The 16189-nt window shown below is 34.1% G+C and carries 14 protein-coding genes and 3 pseudogenes; 9 read left to right on the top strand and 8 right to left on the bottom strand.

The annotated features are described in order from the left end of the window. Positions 1–82, top strand: a pseudogene (locus tag ACGH6S_RS00965) (IS5/IS1182 family transposase); the annotation flags it as partial. A gap of 73 nt (positions 83–155) precedes the next feature. Here ACGH6S_RS00965 and apbC read toward each other — a convergent pair. Continuing rightward, positions 156–1229 carry an iron-sulfur cluster carrier protein ApbC gene (gene apbC, locus ACGH6S_RS00960; protein ID WP_411578181.1) on the bottom strand — a complete coding sequence of 358 codons (1074 nt, stop codon included), beginning with the start codon at positions 1227–1229 and terminating at the stop codon, positions 156–158. A 252-nt stretch (positions 1230–1481) separates the two neighbouring features. Here apbC and metG point away from each other — a divergent pair, with 252 nt between their 5' ends. Then, positions 1482–3509 (top strand): methionine--tRNA ligase, encoded by a 2028-nt coding sequence (gene metG / locus ACGH6S_RS00955; protein ID WP_411578180.1) that lies wholly within the window; start codon positions 1482–1484, stop codon positions 3507–3509. A gap of 452 nt (positions 3510–3961) precedes the next feature. Here metG and ACGH6S_RS00950 read toward each other — a convergent pair. After that, positions 3962–4746, bottom strand: a pseudogene (locus ACGH6S_RS00950) (SDR family NAD(P)-dependent oxidoreductase). 546 nt (positions 4747–5292) lie between these two features. Here ACGH6S_RS00950 and ACGH6S_RS00945 point away from each other — a divergent pair. The 3 genes and pseudogenes from ACGH6S_RS00945 (at position 5293) to ACGH6S_RS00935 (ending at position 7015) form a co-directional block, all read left to right on the top strand. After that, positions 5293–6127, top strand: a pseudogene (locus tag ACGH6S_RS00945) (IS3 family transposase). Positions 6128–6157: 30 nt separating this feature from the next. Beyond that, positions 6158–6316 carry a LysR family transcriptional regulator gene (locus ACGH6S_RS00940; RefSeq protein WP_411578179.1) on the top strand — a complete coding sequence of 53 codons (159 nt, stop codon included), beginning with the start codon at positions 6158–6160 and terminating at the stop codon, positions 6314–6316. 15 nt (positions 6317–6331) lie between these two features. Further along, positions 6332–7015, top strand: coding sequence for a LysR substrate-binding domain-containing protein (locus ACGH6S_RS00935; RefSeq protein WP_411578178.1), 684 nt, complete (start codon positions 6332–6334; stop codon positions 7013–7015). 76 nt (positions 7016–7091) lie between these two features. On the opposite strand, the gene tolC is transcribed toward ACGH6S_RS00935, so the two are convergent. Continuing rightward, positions 7092–8435, bottom strand: a complete 1344-nt coding sequence (gene tolC, locus ACGH6S_RS00930) for an outer membrane channel protein TolC (protein ID WP_174798603.1) — start codon at positions 8433–8435, stop codon at positions 7092–7094. Between the two features lie 139 nt (positions 8436–8574). Here tolC and nudF point away from each other — a divergent pair, with 139 nt between their 5' ends. Next, positions 8575–9204 (top strand): ADP-ribose diphosphatase, encoded by a 630-nt coding sequence (gene nudF / locus ACGH6S_RS00925; RefSeq protein ID WP_411578177.1) that lies wholly within the window; start codon positions 8575–8577, stop codon positions 9202–9204. A 166-nt stretch (positions 9205–9370) separates the two neighbouring features. Then, entirely contained in the window at positions 9371–10201 is an 831-nt protein-coding gene (gene cpdA / locus ACGH6S_RS00920; RefSeq protein ID WP_411578176.1) for a 3',5'-cyclic-AMP phosphodiesterase, read from the top strand. Between the two features lie 38 nt (positions 10202–10239). Here cpdA and cls read toward each other — a convergent pair whose 3' ends face one another. From cls to fldA, 5 genes are all read right to left on the bottom strand, one after another. Beyond that, positions 10240–11703 carry a cardiolipin synthase gene (gene cls / locus ACGH6S_RS00915; protein ID WP_411578175.1) on the bottom strand — a complete coding sequence of 488 codons (1464 nt, stop codon included), beginning with the start codon at positions 11701–11703 and terminating at the stop codon, positions 10240–10242. A 6-nt stretch (positions 11704–11709) separates the two neighbouring features. Next, entirely contained in the window at positions 11710–12165 is a 456-nt protein-coding gene (gene yciA / locus ACGH6S_RS00910) for an acyl-CoA thioester hydrolase YciA (protein WP_065560601.1), read from the bottom strand. A 24-nt stretch (positions 12166–12189) separates the two neighbouring features. Then, on the bottom strand, positions 12190–12732 hold the full coding sequence (locus ACGH6S_RS00905) for an inner membrane-spanning protein YciB (RefSeq protein ID WP_065610175.1): 543 nt from the start codon (positions 12730–12732) through the stop codon (positions 12190–12192). A 66-nt stretch (positions 12733–12798) separates the two neighbouring features. Next, the gene (fur, locus tag ACGH6S_RS00900) at positions 12799–13257 is read right to left on the bottom strand and encodes a ferric iron uptake transcriptional regulator (RefSeq protein ID WP_034909755.1); all 459 of its coding nucleotides are present in this window, start codon (positions 13255–13257) and stop codon (positions 12799–12801) included. Between the two features lie 79 nt (positions 13258–13336). Continuing rightward, entirely contained in the window at positions 13337–13849 is a 513-nt protein-coding gene (gene fldA, locus ACGH6S_RS00895; protein WP_034909753.1) for a flavodoxin FldA, read from the bottom strand. Positions 13850–14027: 178 nt separating this feature from the next. On the opposite strand from fldA, the gene sucC reads away from it, so the two are divergent. Next, a complete protein-coding gene (sucC, locus tag ACGH6S_RS00890) occupies positions 14028–15200 on the top strand; it encodes an ADP-forming succinate--CoA ligase subunit beta (protein ID WP_174798598.1) in 1173 nt (390 codons plus the stop codon). A 24-nt stretch (positions 15201–15224) separates the two neighbouring features. Beyond that, positions 15225–16097: a succinate--CoA ligase subunit alpha gene (sucD, locus tag ACGH6S_RS00885; protein WP_411578174.1), complete on the top strand. Its 873-nt coding sequence runs from the start codon at positions 15225–15227 to the stop codon at positions 16095–16097. Positions 16098–16189 lie beyond the last annotated feature (92 nt).

The following is a 16189-nucleotide window of genomic DNA, read 5'->3' as shown; positions in this document are numbered from 1 at the left end:
TAGATACGATAAGTTAGAAAGGAATTATGCCAGTATGGTATCACTGGCATTTATGTTAATGTGGCTGCCAATGTATTGTTGAGTAATTTATGTACAGCAAAGATCAACAGCCCCTAGTATTGGCTGTTTTTACAGCCAATAGCTGGATTTTTAAGTTACAATGTCTTAAAAGCAATATCAGGCAAAATCGCTTCACCTTGCCAATATAACTCACTAGCAATACTGCCTGCAATTTGATAATAAAGTTGGCTAAATTCGCTATCAGGGTGGTTAATGACAGTGGGCTTTCCTGTATCAAGATCTTGGCGTAACATTTTTTGAAGTGGAATTTGCCCTAGCAATTTGGTTTGATATTGCTCAGCTAAATGTTTAGCACCACCTTCACCAAAGATGGCCTCATGATGTCCACAATGTTCGCAAATGTGGTAACTCATGTTTTCAATAATTCCTAGTGTTGGTATGTTTACTTTATTAAACATGGTAATACCTTTTTTTGCATCGATTAAAGCAATATCTTGAGGAGTTGTGATAATCACAGCAGCAGTAACTGGAATGTTTTGCGCTAGGGTTAATTGGATATCCCCTGTGCCTGGAGGCATATCAATGACAAGATAGTCGAGTTCTGGCCAAAGCGTATCTTGTAAAATCTGTAATAGTGCTTTACTTGCCATAGGTCCACGCCATACCATGGCACCATTAGGATCAACTAAATAACCAATGGAATTACTAGCAAGCCCATATGCCATGATTGGTGTCATATGTTTATTATCGGGTGTTAAGGGTTGCTGGTTTTCTGTACCTAGCATGGTTGGGATCGAGGGACCATAAATATCTGCATCTAAGATCCCCACTTTAGCGCCTTGTTTTTGTAAAGCTAGCGCAAGATTGACCGCTGTTGATGATTTGCCCACACCGCCTTTTCCTGAGCTTATTGCGATAATGTTTTTTATATTATTAATGGCATTTTGGTTATTAGCACGTTTTAAAGTAGCAATTTTATATTCAATATGCCAGTCAACTTCATTAACGCTGTTAAGTTTAAGCAATTTTGGAGTGGTTATTTTTTTCAATTCTTCAAAAGTAGATTGCCAAGCGAAAGGCATTGTTAAATTTATAGTTAAGTGGTGATTAACTATTTCGCATTTTTTTATTGCATCGAGTTCAAGTAAATTTTTTTGTAGAGTTGAATGAATAAAATTTTCAAGAATTTTTTTTACTTCAGTGTTCATTGTGGTTATCTCTTTATGCCTTAGTATTTATACTCGTTTTATTTTCAATTACCTTGCATTAAAAGCGTAAAATACCTTAAATAATAAGGTGGTAAACAGTAAATTGGTTTACCCTCATAAAAAATGATTATTTTCTGTTTTGAAATATGAATTGAGTATATAAATTTTATCAAATTATGGCATAAATCTAGCGATAATCCCACGATTGATGTACTATTTCTGCCATTATGTAAAAAAGGGTAATAAATCAACATGACAACTCAACGCAAAATATTGGTGACTTGTGCACTTCCTTATGCCAATGGTGCAATTCACTTAGGTCATATGCTAGAACACATTCAAGCTGATGTATGGGTACGCTATCAACGTATGCGTGGTAATGAGATCTATTTTATTTGTGCTGATGATGCCCATGGCACGCCAATTATGCTCAAGGCTCAGCAATTGGGGATTACTCCAGAGCAAATGATTAGTGAAGTTAAAACCGAACATCAACGTGATTTTTCTGGCTTTAATATTAGTTATGATAATTACCATTCAACACATAGCCCAGAAAATCGTGAGATATCAGAGCAAATTTATAAACGTTTGAAAGCGAATGGTTATATTAAAACTAAAGTTATTTCACAGCTATTCGATCCTGAAAAACAGATGTTTTTACCAGATCGCTTTGTAAAAGGTACTTGTCCACGTTGTAAAGCCCCAGATCAATATGGCGATAACTGTGAAGTGTGTAGTGCAACTTACAATCCGATTGATTTAATTAATCCTAAATCTGTGGTTTCGGGGGCGACACCAATTTTAAAAGAGTCTGAACATTTCTTTTTCGATCTTCCGGCTTTTTCAACTATGTTACAAGAGTGGATTCGCTCAGGAACATTACAAGATCAAGTTGCTAATAAAATGCAAGAATGGTTCGAATCAGGCTTACAACCGTGGGATATTAGCCGTGATGCACCTTATTTTGGATTTGAGATCCCCGATGCTCCAGGTAAGTATTTTTACGTTTGGTTAGATGCGCCAATTGGTTATATGGGATCTTTCTTAAATTACTGTAATAAACAAAATAAACCAATTTTTGATGAGTTTTGGGACAAAAATTCAAATACAGAACTGTATCACTTCATTGGTAAAGATATTGTTTATTTCCACAGCTTATTTTGGCCAGCAATGCTTGAAGGTAGCGAACATCGCAAACCATCGAATATTTTTGTGCATGGTTATGTAACTGTTGACGGCGCAAAAATGTCTAAGTCGCGAGGTACTTTTATTCAAGCAAGTACCTATCTAAAACATTTAGATCCTGATTGTTTGCGTTATTATTATGCCGCTAAACTATCATCACACATCGATGATATTGATTTAAATTTAGAAGACTTTGTTCAGCGTGTAAACAGTGATTTAGTCAACAAGGTCGTTAATATTGCTTCACGTTCAGCTGGATTTATTTATAAACGCTTTGACGGCAAATTATCAGATAAAGTGGCAGAGCCTGAACTGTATTCCTTGTTTGTTGAAAAAGCAGAAGTGATTGCTGACTATTTTGAACAACGCGAATCAGGCAAGGCAATTCGTGAAATTATGGCACTTGCTGACGAAGCTAACCGCTATATTGACGAAAAGGCGCCTTGGGTGGTTGCTAAACAAGAAGGGCAAGATCAAGTGTTGCAAGATATTTGCTCAATGGGAATTCACTTATTCCGCATCTTAATGACCTATTTAAAACCAATTGTGCCTTCATTGGCTGAACGTACAGAAGCATTTTTAAATAGCAAATTAGAATGGAATGAAATTGATAATGCTTTAACAAGTCATAAAATTAATCAGTTTAAAGCTTTATTTAATCGTATTGATATGGATAAAATTACAAACATGATTGAAGAAACAAAACAACAAGCTGCATTAGCCCAACCGACAAAACCTAAAGTTGCAGAGCCTATCGCTGACACGATTAATTTTGATGATTTTGCTAAAGTCGATATGCGCGTTGCTTTAATTAAACATGCTTGCTTTGTCGAAGGATCCGATAAATTACTTCAATTAACACTTGATATTGGTGACGAAACCCGTAATGTGTTTTCAGGTATCAAGCAGTTTTATCCTGACCCAGAGGTGTTAATTGGGCGTTTAACTATTATGATTGCTAACTTAGCTCCTCGTAAAATGCGCTTTGGTATTTCTGAAGGTATGGTGCTTTGTGCGAGTGGTAAAGGTGATGATGAAGGTGTGTACCTACTATCACCAGATAGTGGTGCTAAACCAGGAATGCGAATTTCGTAATTGATACCTTTATTATAGAAGTCACATCTTAACAAGTTAATACGCTTGTTAAGATGTTTCAGGAAACTATGCGTTTCAGTATAAAATTTGCTTATTTGATAAATAATTGTAGCTTTTGTTTTTTGGGGCTGTTTTTTTATTATAAATATGTTGCCATTCCAGTTTTGAATTTATGTCGTTTGAGGGTACTGATGGTTGGTTGCTTAAACTTTTTAAAAAGCCTATAAAAGCCTTTCCGTTTACACTTAGAAACCTATTCCATATCTGGCGCCCAATTTCATTTAAACACCATTTTTTGATCGAAGTAAATAAAATTTCACTTTAAATCAATATGCTATATTTTTCTTTTTATCCTGAAATTGGCAATCAAAATAACGATTGCCAAAGCTCAATTTTGTTAAAATTCATATTTTACTGTTTGGTTTAACATTACTTGTAAATTCATTATTTTCTTACTTTTGATTTTCTGACGGATTTCCTGAATAAGGAAATATGCTGTCTTTTAGTGAAAAAGAGAAATCTTTAGTATTAATCTCACCAATAATTTTGTTGCTATCGTATAAAGCCAGTAAAAATTCGGCCATTTGCTTTGCTGTATGGTACTTTGTAAAAGTTGCATCGTAGTTGTATTCACTAACATTATTGGCTTTTTCACCAAATTCCGTTTTTGTTGCAGCGGGAGCCAATACCTTTGCGGTTAATTGTGCGTTAGCTTGCTTTAATTCCTGTGCTAGCCCTTCAGTAAAAGCATTGACATAGAATTTTGTTGCGCAATAAGTTACCGCATTAGGAACGAGAGTATACCCGCCTCGGGAGGAGATGTTTATTAGTTGTGTTTCGGGTTCATTTTGATATTTACGTACATACAGTGTTGAAAAAATCGTTAGGACTTCAATATTTAAATGAAGCATTGATTCGATTTTTCCTAAATCTTGATCGCTAACACTGCCGTAATGACCAAAACCGGCATTATTAATCCATGTTTCAATAAAATAGCTGTCTAAATCATTAAAAAGGGAATAAGCGTTGGTTGGTTGTGATAAATCACAAAGTTTTATAATTACGTCTAATGCTGGGGCAATTTTGCAATTTCTTGTTGTAAAAGTTCCAAATTTTCTTTTCTTCTTGCAATAACAATAAGGTTTTTATTTCGTTTTGCAAAAACAATAGCGGCTGCATAACCTATGCCTGAACTAGCACCGGTTATGGCGGTATATTTTTTATGTGTATTGGTCATTTTTATTTTCTCTAATATTTTAAATTTTTGTTGGTGTTCGGTTCATTTAAATTACTTAATGTGAGGTAAGCACTCCTATCATGATAATAGGAGTCTAGTATTATTTCTGTTTGTTAATACTTTTATTCATTGATTATTTGTTTTTTGTTTGCCATGAATTGTGTGGTACTTCAAATTCTCTTGTTGTTTGTGCAATAGCATCATTTAACTGTTGAAGATTTAATGGTACGCAATAAGCAGGCTTTGCACGCTCAAACCGCCAACTGTTTGATAAAGTGCCTACATCAACATAATCATAGCCTCTACTTTCTAGTAGAGTGAAAATAATTTGTTTGGCAGCTAAGTCATCTCCAGCTATAGGAATTGCTCTCCTATCTGATTTATCATTGGGTTTTGCATCTTTAATAACATCTTTTGCGAGAATCGCATTAAAAACTTTAACTACTCTAGATTTATCAAGATTGGATCGGCTACACTAATTCATACAACTTTTTTAAGGGGTAAGGTAAACTTATCACAACTAAAAAAGGAACAAATATGAATAAGATTAAACGCAAAAGACGAACATTCACAGATGATTTTAAACACCAAATGGTCAGTCTTTATCAACATGGTAAATCACGTAGTGAAATCGTTGCCGAATATGATTTGACACCATCAGCTTTGGACCGTTGGATAACGCAAGCAAGCCAAAGCGGCTCATTTAAAACAAAAGATAATCGCAGTCCACAAGAACAAGAGTTAATCGCATTGCGTAAAGAGCTTAAACAGCTCCGTATGGAAAACGATATTTTAAAGCAAGCAGCACTGATAATAGGGCGAAAATCACAATACGGAAGTGAATGAAACCGCCACAGAAAATCACCTGCAACGACAATTTGATGTCGGTGATAAAAAACAAATTGTTGTTGCGGATTTAACCTATATTCAAGTTAAGCAACGTTGGAACTATTTATGTGTTTTAGTGAACTTATCCGATAGGCAAATTGTCGGTTATCATGTTGGTCAACATAAAACAGCAGAGCTTGTTATGTCGGCATTAAGCCAAATTAAACTGCCATTATCAAAATTGGATTTATTTCATTCAGACCGAGGCAAAGAGTTTGATAATCGGTTATTAGAGGCGTGTTTTAAGACATTTAATATCACGCATTCATTAAGCAAGAAAGGATGTCCTTATGACAATGCGGTAGCGGAAGCGACATTTAAAACAATTAAAACGGAATTTGTAAAAGGCCAACGTTTCAACTCAACGGCTGAGTTACAACGCGCTTTTTCGGCTTATGCCTATTGGTATAATCATAAACGATTACATTCTTCGTTAGGCTACTTGCCTCCCGTTGAATTTAAAAAACACTTACCCCTTAATTTTTTTGTTTGAAAATGTGTTGCCATTCCAAAGGCTTTTGTATTGACTGTGAAGACAGGTTCATTTGCATCGGCATCTATCTCATTAAATACCTCTCCGCAAATGGTTGCGAAATATATTCTTTTTTTAGAAACGCAATTAGGGTTAAAGTTACTTAATCGAACAACACGTTCACAAAATCTTACCGAATTTGGTAAGTAGTATTATGAGCGCTGTGTGAGTATTTTAGGTGAAGTTAAAGCCACCTCTATGCTTGCGCAACAGTTTTTAGATAAACCTAGTGGTGTGCTTAGAATTAGTACACCATTTACTTTTGGTAATTTTACTTTAGTGCCATTAATTAGTAGTTTTATGAAGTGTTATCCCCAAATTAGTGTCGATATACAATTAAGTGATCGTTATGTCGATTTAATTAAGGACGGTTTTGATATCGCTTTTCGGATTGGTGATTTGAGTGATTCAGGGCTTATTGCTCGTAAACTTAATCCTCATCAACTTATTTTTGCTGCCTCACCAGATTATTTAGCGCAATATGGTGTTCCATTAATACCTGATGATTTGAAAAAGCATCAATGCTTGATTTACCAATATGTGAATCAGAATAAAAAAGATCATGTTTGGTCGTTTATGATTAATGGTGAAATAGTTAATATTCCTATATTAGGGACATTTAAAAGTAATCAGACTTCAGCGTTAGCGATAGCTGCGATTAAAGGACTAGGTATCACCATGTTGCCAGAATCTATGTTACAAGAACCAATTAAGCAGAAAAAATTATTTCCCATATTACAAAAATTTTTACCACCTGCCAAGCCGCTTAATATGATTTGTGCTGCTGATCGTCAGCAACCACCAAAACTAAAAGCATTTATTGAATTTGTGTTGAATGCAATATCGTAATAGGTGTGTTTTTTATACATAATAAAAAAGGCGATTTGCTCGCCTTTTTTAACAGTTGTCATAAAAGAACCAATAGTTATTTTATCGTCACTAAAGTGCTCACTTCTTTACCTAACATATTGTTTAAATAAACTAAATCGTTGGCAGTTAAGGTTCCTACTGCATATTTTAATTGTAGTAAACTGGTTAAATAGTTATATTTTGCATCTGATAAATTTCGTTTAGAACTGTATAGTTGAGTTGTTGCAGTTAATACGTCGACAATTGTTCTTGTTCCTACTTGATAACCAGAATTGGTTGCTTCTAATGAACTTTGTGCAGAAACTACCGCTTGTTGATAAGCTTTGATGGCACTTATTGATGATGAAATATTATTGTATGATGAGCGAACTTGATTAATTACACCTCGATTGGTACTTTCTAATTTTTCGCTAAAACTGACGTAATTTTGTTGTGCTTGCTCAACTTTAGACATTGTTGCACCACCTGAAAAGATAGGTAGGTTTACACTGACGCCAACATAGTTATTCCCTGAATAAGATTTACCATGAGCGCCAGTCCCTACGCTATTACCGTATCTATCAGTTTTATTCAAATTAGTTGATGCATCTAAACTTGCTGTAGGTAAATGTCCCGCCTGTGAGAGTTTGATTTGTTCACGCGCTATGTCTTGATTTAACCTCATTGTTAATAAATTAAGATTAGATTTTTCAGATTGTTTTAACAGTGCGCTGATTTGTGCTGGTGATTCTGTTTTAAATGTATTGGTATTGACACTTGCTAAACTTGAATAAAAACGACCACTTACTTGGCGCAGTGCTTCAATGGCATTATTTAGATCATTTAATGCATTAACTTGTTGTGCAACAGTTAAGTCATAATTGGCTTGAGCGTTTTGTACATCAGTGATTGCTACTAAACCAACTTGATGTTGTTGACGAGTTTGTTCTAACTGACGGCCAATTGCTTTTTTCTGTGCATCAATAAAGCTTAATGCATCAAGTGCTTTTAATACATTAAAATAAGCGACAGAAGTATTTAAGATTAATGTTTGACCTTGGTATTGATAGGCAATATCAGCAATACTTGCTTGTTTTTTAGTAATATCTAAGGCTTTCCAATTTGAGAAATTAAAAATGCTTTGAGATACTGCGACTTGGTATAAGTTGCCGCTTTTAGATTTTACACCACTTGTATCACGTCGACCATGAGTAACACCGTAGGAAGCACTTAAACCAACTTGTGGTAGTAAACTTGCACGAGAACCTGAAATTGCTGCGTATGCTTTATTTTTTTCAGCTAATGAACTGCGTAGATCTGGGTTAGTTTCTTTTGCTTGTTCATAAACTTGTATCAAATTTTCAGCAAAGACAGATTGGCTTAACGCTAAGCCAATTAAAAAGGTTAAGGTTTTTTTCATCAATCTTCTCTTTAAAAATCATTAAAATATAGTAGTATTTTTAATAGCGTAATTTTAACAGATAATTAGTATATAGTAAGTATAGTTTGTGTGTCATTCGCACTTTTTATTCAAATTCAACTTAAATTTGAGATTTTATATGAAAATTAAAAACAGTCTGGTAAATTTTGACAAAAATGATGTGTTTAATTTAACAAAACGAATCTTGTATAAAGGTTTTTTTTCTTTGCTTGAATATCGTTTTCAATATCGAAAATTTGATGGTTCAATTAGTGAGATTGTAACTCGTGAAATTTTAGAACGTGGGCATGCGGTTGTACTTTTAGCATATGATGTAAAACGTGATGAAGTTGTGCTAATTGAGCAAATCCGGATTGCTGCGATTGAAACCCAAGATAGTCCTTGGATACTAGAACTTATTGCAGGTATGATGGATCATGAGAATGAATCATTTGAAGAAGTAGCAAGACGTGAAGCAATGGAGGAGGCGGGAGTTGTTATTGGTCGATGTAAACCCATCATCAGTTATTTAGCATCTCCTGGAGGTTTAACTGAACAATTGCACATTTTGGTGGGTGAAGTTGACTCATCAACCGCTGAAGGCATTCATGGTATTGACGAAGAAAATGAAGATATTAAAGTTCATGTAGTAAGTCGAACTCAAGCTTATCAATGGGTTAAAGATGGAGTGATTAACAATGCTGCATCAATTATTGCGCTTCAGTGGCTAGAACTTAATCATGAGCTCTTAAGAAAAGAGTGGAAATAACTTTTTAGGCATCATTTTTAATTATTTCTTTCATAAATGTGAGAACTATTTTACACTTTAATAGAATGCTAGGATTTATAATAAATTGTTTTTTCAGTCACAATGTCTATTGTGTTGTTGACATTATTAACCATGATTATAGATTAATAGACAATTGGGGTGAATTTTGGAGTCATTTCTAAAACTTCCAATCTGTAATAAAAATTACGGTAAAATATTACATATAACTGATACTCATCTTTTCGCTGATGACAATGCTTCATTGCTTGGTGTTAATTCTAATGCAAGTTTTCTAGCGGTTATAAATGAAGTTGAACGTAGTAATAATAAGTTTGATTTAATTGTAGCAACTGGTGACTTTGTACAAGATGGTTCTAAAAAAGCTTATGCTCGTTTTGCGGAACAAATAATTAAATTTGATACTCCTTGTGTGTGGCTGGCTGGCAATCATGATAATTATTCGTATATGCAAGATGTGTTTGCAAATTATCAACTTGTTGATAATAAGGTAGTTTTGTTGGGAGATAAATGGCTAATTATTTTATTGAATAGCCAAGTTGTTGGTCAGGCTTACGGTTTTTTGTCTGGATCTGAACTTAAGTTTTTACATAATGTTTTAACTGAACATCCTAATAGAAATGCATTAGTTTTTTTACACCACCATCCAGTTAATTCTGGTTGCCATTGGTTAGATCATCATATTTTAAAAAATAGTGACCACTTAGAGAAAATTATTCAAAAACATCCCAATGTAAAAGGAATTGGGTGGGGACATATTCATCAAAAACAAGATTATGTTTGGCATAATTGTAAGGCATTTTCAACTCCTTCCACTTGTTTTCAATTTAAACCTGAATGTTACGATTTTCAATTATCAAGCGACGATGCACCAGGTTGGCGGGAAATCACACTTAAGATTGATGGTTCTATTGATAGTGATGTTTATCGATTAAAGGATAATCAGTTTTTGCCTGATGTTTCTCAAAATGGTTATTAGTAGTTAGTAATCATAATAAGTTTAAAATAGGTTAATAATTACAACAAAGGTGCGAAAAAGTAAAAAAGCCGCTCGACAATGCGTTGCCAAATAGGGCGTTGATTCCACTCTTTGGTGTTTATTTCATCTGAATTAGATAAATATTTTTGTAAAAGATTTGATAAAGATTTAGCGAACTCTGCATCATCAATCACAGTTGTAATTTCAAAATTAAGCCACAAACTGCGCATATCTAAATTGACAGTACCGACAAGACTTAATTGATTGTCAATTAAAACACTTTTGGTATGTAGCAAATTATCATTGAATTGATAGAGTTTTACTCCGCCGTTTAATAATTCAGAAAAGAATGCTCGACTTGCCCATTTTACCATTAATGAGTCATTATTTTTAGGAATGATGATGATGACTTCAACACCTCGCTGTGCAGCTGTGCATACAGCATGTAAAATATCATCACTTGGTACTAAATAAGGTGTAGTGAAAATAATTTGTTCTTGTGCCGAATAAATTGCTGTTAATAATACTTGGTGGATCATGTTTTCCATATAACCCGGACCCGATGCTATTAATTGCATAATGTGTTTATTATCTTCAGGTGGTTCAGCGAAATCAGTGATTTTCGGTAGTGATAAATATTTGCCAGTTTCTAATTCCCAATCACTGGCATATAAGGCACCCATGAGTGTTGTAACAGGGCCATTCATTCTGACCATGATATCAACCCATTTGCCAACATGTTTATTTTGTTTGAAGAAACGCGGATCGACAATATTCATACTACCAGTATAAGATATATAGTTATCGATAATAGCTACTTTGCGGTGTTGACGTAAATCTAACCGCCTAAACATAAATCGAAGTAAATTTACTTGTAAGGCTTCGACAATGATGATGCCTGCAGTACGCATTCTTTTACTAGCATTACTTTTAATAAAATGTCTGCTACCAGCAGAATCAACCATTAATCGGCAAGTTACACCTCGTTTAGTTGCTTGAATAAGAGCTTGCTCGACATCATCAGCACGACCACCTTCATTCCATATATAAAATACCATTTCAATATTTGATGTCGCATGATTTATATCATCAATTAAACGGTCAAAAATTATGTTTGTTTCACTCAGTAACTCAATATGATTGCCATTAATTCCATCAAGACCAGTTTGATGTTTACAAAGTTGAAAAATCGGTTTGCTGACTAGGCTAACTTTGTTGGTGAATATGTCAGGAAAGTCACTTAGTTGGTTAATAAACTTGGAAATAGTCGGGCGCATTTTTTGTGCGCGTTTAACTCGTTGCTGACCCAAGTGAGCTTCGCCCAGTGAAAAATAAAGAATCACACCGACAAGCGGTAAAATATAAATAACTAGCATCCATGCAATAACATAAGTTGTCGGTCTTCGCTTAAAGACAATCCGTAAAGTTGTTGAAACAATGATCAACCAATAAATAAGGAAGATCAAAGTACTAATTAATGCATGAAATGAGGTAAATTGCATATTTAATTAGCTATCAGTTAGGTTTAACTTGGTTATTGGATCTTTAGTACAATCATAATTTTGAAATACTTCAGGTAATGGTTTTGGATTATTATGTTTATCTACTGAAACATATGTGAATACGGCATCTGTTATGCAAAACCGTTGTGTTGAATCCGATGTATCTATGACTTTTTTAACCCAAACTTCAATACCAATTGTGATAGAGGTTTTTCCAGTTTTGATGCAATGAGCATAACAACAAACAACATCTCCTACCATTGCGGGCTTGTAAAATGTAATACTACTAGCATTAACGGTTACAACTCGATTTCTGGCTATTTCTTTTGATAAAATACCTCCAGCGAGATCCATTTGAGACATTATCCATCCACCAAAAATGTGACCATGCGGATTAGTGTCAGCAGGCATTGCTAGCGTTCTAAGTACTAATTGACCTTTAGGGGCTATATTTTGTGTCATGCTAAATTACTCCGTATGTACAATTTATTTATTTTCGGTATCTTTATTCATATTTTTATAGATATAGATACCTGATATCAACGATAATAGTAAGGATGCACCAGGTAAAATAAATACTTTAAATATCCAAAAGAAATCATCTGTCATGTAATAGGTCGCACCTAAACTAATGGTGCCACATAATATAAAAAAGAAGATCCATAATAAATTTAATTTATTCCATATGTTGGTCTCTAGTTGTATTTCTTTACCTAACATTGTTTGAAGTAGGTTTTTTTTGAAAAAAAATTGGCTAACTAATAGGGCTGAGGCAAATAAGAAATTAATAATAGTTACTTTCCATTTAATAATATTGGGATCACGCATATAGAGTGTGAATCCACCAAAAACCATAACCATCAGATAAGAAATTAGTTCTACTTTATCTAATTTTCTATATAAAATTAGAACAAGAAGAAAACACAAGGTAGCAGCAATCATTAATGCTTGAACGCCAACAAAAATATCATACTTGGTTAGAAATACAAAAAAGAATACAAGAGGAATAAAATTTAAAAGTTGTTTCATTCAATTATTGTCCTAGCACTAAAGATGAATTGATATATTTTAAATAAAAAGCCTATTGGAATAGGCTTATTTTTTGTGATGAAGTTCGGGATGGGCTTTGCAATCACCCGACTGGCAATGGCCATATAGATATAAACTGTGAAAAGTTAAATTAACACCATATTGTTCAGCAATCTCTTTTTGTCTAGCATTGATAATATCATCACGAAATTCAAATACTTCGCCACAATCTAAACAAATTAAATGATTATGATGTTGTTGTGTTGCTAGTTCAAATACTGCCTTGCCACCCTCAAAGTTATGACGAGTAACAATTCCAGCATCATCAAATTGATTCAAAACACGGTAAACTGTAGCAAGTCCAATTTCTTCTCCCATATTAAGTAGTTTTTTGTAAAGATCTTCTACAGTAATGTGTTGGCATGAAGGATCTCGTAATAATTCTAAAATCTTTAATCGTGGTAACGTAACCTTTAAACCAGCACTTTTGAGTGCTTCGTTATTATCATTATCATGATTTGTCATATTACTTCCCAATTAATTTATTGATCATAATTCATTATAGGAACTATGTACGGTAAATAAAAGAAATCAATTCAATAGACTAAATTTTCATTTCTGTTTTGACTTGATTTACCCAATTGTTAATACGTTCTTCAGTTAATTCTGGTTGACGATCTTCATCAATGGCTAAACCAATGAAATGAGTGTCATCAATTAAGCTTTTAGATGCTTCGAAACTATAACCTTCGGTTGACCAGTGTCCAACAATTTTTGCTCCTTTAGGTTCAATAATATCGCGGAGTGTTCCCATAGCATCACAGAAATATTCTGCATAGTCTTCTTGATCGCCACAACCAAAGATAGCCACTGTTTTACCACTAAAATCAATTTTTTCTAAATTGGGAAAAAAGTCATCCCAGTCAGCTTGAGATTCACCATAGTACCAAGTTGGAATACCGAAAAATAGGTAATCGTATTGTTCAATGTTTTCTTTAGTGGCTTTTGCAATGTCGAAAAGATCAGCTTTGTCACTACCTAAAATGAGTTGGATTTGCTTTGCTACATTTTCTGTATTACCTGTATCACTACCAAAAAAAATACCAACTTGTTTCATATTTGTACCTTTACTATCTATGATATTAAAATATTTTAGGAGTATATCATTGTCACTTATTATCAGCAATAATTCTAAATTACACAGAACATAAGTTATTATGTGCTATACAATTTATTTATCTTGCATTAAAATTATTGCCTATTTTTTATATTAAATTAGGCTGTGGAATTTCATTATGAATTTGCATGAGTATCAATCTAAATATCTTTTTAAACAATATAATTTGCCTGTACCTGAAGGGTATGTTTGTAACTCAATCGGTGAAATACAAGATACATTAGCTGAATTATCTTCAGGGACAAATTTAGGAGCTTGGGTTGCTAAATGTCAAGTTCATGCAGGGGGAAGGGGTAAAGCTGGTGGTGTTATTTGTACTCAAAACTATAGTGAAATAATGCAATTTGCTGAAAAATGGTTAGGGCAAAATCTAGTTACTTATCAAACCACCGATAAAGGTCAACCAGTTAATAAGATTTTAATTGAAAAAGCGTCTAATATTCAGAAAGAACTTTATTTAGGAGCAGTGGTTGATCGTAGTTCCAAGCGTGTAGTAATTATGGCTTCGACAGAAGGTGGTGTTGATATTGAAAGCGTTGCTGAAAAAACACCATATTTAATTTATAAAACTTCACTTGATCCGTTAACTGGTCCCTGTGCTTACCAAGGGCGTGAACTTGCGTTCAAATTGGGATTAACAGGTAAATTAATTAATCAATTTACAAAGTTATTTGTTAATTTTGCAAAACTATTTTTAGAAAATGATGTTTCATTAGCTGAAGTTAATCCATTAGTGATTACTGATTCCGATGAACTAATTTGTTTGGACGCAAAAGTTGTGTTAGATGATAATGCCATTTTTAGACATCCTAATTTAAATATTTTAAGGGACACAACTCAAGAAGATGAACGTGAGTCAATTGCCGCAAAACAAGGTATTAGCTATGTATCTTTAAATGGCAATATTGGTTGTATGGTTAATGGTGCAGGTCTTGCGATGGCAACTATGGATATTATTAAACTACATGGTGGTTCGCCTGCTAACTTTTTGGACGTTGGGGGTGGCACAACGAAAGAGCGTGTTGCTGAAGCATTTAAGTTAATATTATCTGACAAAAACGTGAAAGCGATTTTGGTTAATATTTTTGGTGGTATTGTTCGTTGCGATTTAATCGCCGATGGAATTATCAGTGCAATTAAAGAAATAGGTCTTACTGTTCCTGTTGTTGTTCGCCTTGAAGGTAACAATGCACAGCTTGCTCGAGAAATTTTAGCTAAAAGTAAATTAAATGTTACTACTGCCGAAAGTTTACTAGATGCGGCCCAAAAAATTGTTGCTGTTGCCAAATAATAGGACGCATGGAGAATAGTTATTATGTCAATTTTAGTTAATAAAGAAACAAAAGTTATCTGTCAAGGATTTACTGGTAGTCAGGGAACTTTTCATTCTGAACAAGCGCTTGCCTATGGTACTAAGTTAGTTGGTGGTGTGACGCCAGGTAAAGGTGGAACAACCCATTTAGGTTTACCTGTTTTTAATACTGTTAAAGAAGCGATTGTTGCAACTGGTGCAACAGCTAGTGTTATTTATGTACCAGCAGCATTTGGTAAGGATTCTATTTTGGAAGCGATTGATGCAGGCATTAAGCTAATAGTCTGTATTACTGAAGGTATTCCAACTCTAGATATGCTTGTTGTTAAGGCAAAGTTACAACAAAATGATGTCGTAATGATTGGACCAAATTGCCCTGGTATTATTGTTCCTGATGAATGTAAAATTGGTATTATGCCTGGACATATTCATCGTGCTGGAAAGGTTGGCATTGTTTCGCGTTCTGGAACGTTAACTTATGAAGCGGTTAAACAAACAACGGATATTGGTTTAGGGCAATCCGTATGTATAGGTATAGGAGGTGACCCTATACCTGGTAGTGATTTTATTTCTATTTTAGCATTGCTTGAGCAAGATCCTAAAACTGAAGTTATTGTAATGATAGGTGAAATCGGTGGTAGTGCTGAAGAAGAAGCAGCTGAATATGTTAAAAAACATGTGACTAAACCTGTTATAGCTTATATTGCTGGTGTTTCAGCTCCATCAGGAAAACGTATGGGGCATGCAGGTGCAATTATTTCAGGAAAGAAAGGAACAGCGGTAGAAAAATCTAAAGCATTGCAATCTGCAGGTATTACAGTTGTAACAAGCCTTACCGATATAGGTGATGCAGTAAAAAAACAACTCAAAATATAAATTTTTTGATGTATATCAATTTTATTCTGTGATTATCGGTGTATAATGCTTGGCAATAACGTAAAAATTTGTGAGCATTTAAGGATTAGGGA

The organism is Gilliamella sp. BG3 (assembly GCF_046635605.1).
Lineage (GTDB): Bacteria > Pseudomonadota > Gammaproteobacteria > Enterobacterales > Orbaceae > Gilliamella > Gilliamella bombi.
Note: the sequence above shows the minus strand (reverse complement) of the source record. Positions and strands in the feature narration are given on the sequence as shown.